This window comes from Streptomyces sp. NPDC002309 (assembly GCF_053593375.1).
This window is the reverse complement of the sequence record NZ_JBSFCI010000107.1, coordinates 1-1,582: the sequence shown is the minus strand read 5'-3', so window position 1 is coordinate 1,582 and position 1,582 is coordinate 1. Positions and strand designations below refer to the sequence as shown.

The 1,582-nt window shown below is 69.8% G+C and carries 1 protein-coding gene; it reads left to right on the top strand.

Annotated features, from left to right (window positions below; genetic code table 11):
• Positions 1 to 128: 128 nt before the first annotated feature.
• Positions 129 to 1,574 (top strand): NF041680 family putative transposase, encoded by a 1,446-nt coding sequence (locus ACWCPM_RS34715; protein ID WP_450980248.1) that lies wholly within the window; start codon positions 129 to 131, stop codon positions 1,572 to 1,574.
• The last annotated feature ends 8 nt before the right edge of the window (positions 1,575 to 1,582 follow it).

The window sequence follows — 1,582 nt, the reverse complement described above, 5'->3', positions numbered from 1 at the left end:
AGCTTGACGTTTAACTTCGCACGTCACCCGACCTGCTGATCTGCGGTTCTTTCCGGGACAGCGGAGGCGGCCGTTCTCCACGCTTCGAGATGTCGAGTCACGAAGTAACAAGAGAACGGCCGCTGTGTATGAGTCTGTCTGTCGAGGTGCCCGCAGGCGAGGCGTTGGACGTGTTGTCCCGCTTTCGGGTCGAGTTCTACGAATGCTTCTACGCCCGTGCGGATGCTCTCTTCGAGCTGACCGACGCGGTGCTGTGTGCGGACGGGCCGGTGAAGACGCTGGTCGAGCTGTCGCTGGCGGTCGAGCACCGGCGTGGGCACGGCGCGCTGTACGCCGCGCTGGACCGGGGCTGGACGGAGCCGACGCGCTTGCGCCGCACGCTGGCCGGCCTGCCGCTGCCCAGGGCGGCCGACGGCAGGGTCGTGCTGGCCGTAGACGTGTCCAACTGGTTGCGCCCTGACGCGCCAACCAGCAACGATCGGCTGTTCTGCCACGTCTACGGACGCGGAGACCGCAAGACGGACCAGTTCGTGCCGGGCTGGCAGTATTCCTTCGTCGCCGCGTTGGAGTCCGGCCGCACCTCCTGGGTCGCGCTGCTGGACGCGATTCGCCTGGGGCCGGCCGACGACGCGACCGCCGTCACCGCCGCCCAACTGCGCGATGTCGTCGAGCGGTTGAGGCAGGCTGGGCACTGGCAGCCGGGCGATCTGGAGATCCTGATCGTGATGGACGCCGGCTACGACGTCGCCTACCTCTCCCACGCCCTGTCCGACCTGCCGGTCGTGCTGGTCGGACGGCTGCGCTCGGACCGGGTCATGCTCCGCGACCCCGGTCCTGCCCGCTCCGGGCCGAGGGGCGGGCGGCCGCGTCGGCACGGCGGCGTCCTGACCTTCGCCAAGCCCGACAGCTGGCACGAGCCCGAGGTCACCACGGCCACGGACACCACCCGCTACGGCACCGCCGAGGCGATCGCCTGGGACCGGATGCACCCCAGACTCACCCACCGCGGCCCCTGGCTGGAACATGCGAAGGATGAACTGCCCGTCCTGCACGGCACGTTGATCCGCCTGAGAGTCGAGCGTCTGCCGGGCGACCGCGACCCGAAGCCTGTCTGGCTGTGGTGCTCCACCGACGGGGCGACACCCGCGGACGTGGACCGCTGGTGGCAGTCGTTCCTCCGCAGATTCGATCTCGAGCACACCTTCCGGCTGATGAAGCAGACGCTCGGCTGGACCGCCCCGAAGATCCGCCACGCCGACACCGCCGATCTGTGGACCTGGCTGATCATCGCCGCCCACACCCAGCTCCGCCTCGCCCGGCCCCTCACCGAAGACCTGCGCCGTCCTTGGGAACGGCCCGCCGAACCCCGCCGCCTCACCCCCGCCCGCGTCCGCCGGGGGTTTCGCAACATCCGCGCGGCAGCAGCCCGTCCGGCAGCCGCACCGAAACCGTCCCGCCCAGGCCCCGGACGGCCACCCGGCTCGAAGAACAAGCAGCGCGCCAAGCGCCACGACGTCGGCAAGACCGTCAAGCGCGCCGAGTCGATCAAGAAACACCAAGCCCACCGAGGTTAAACGCCAAG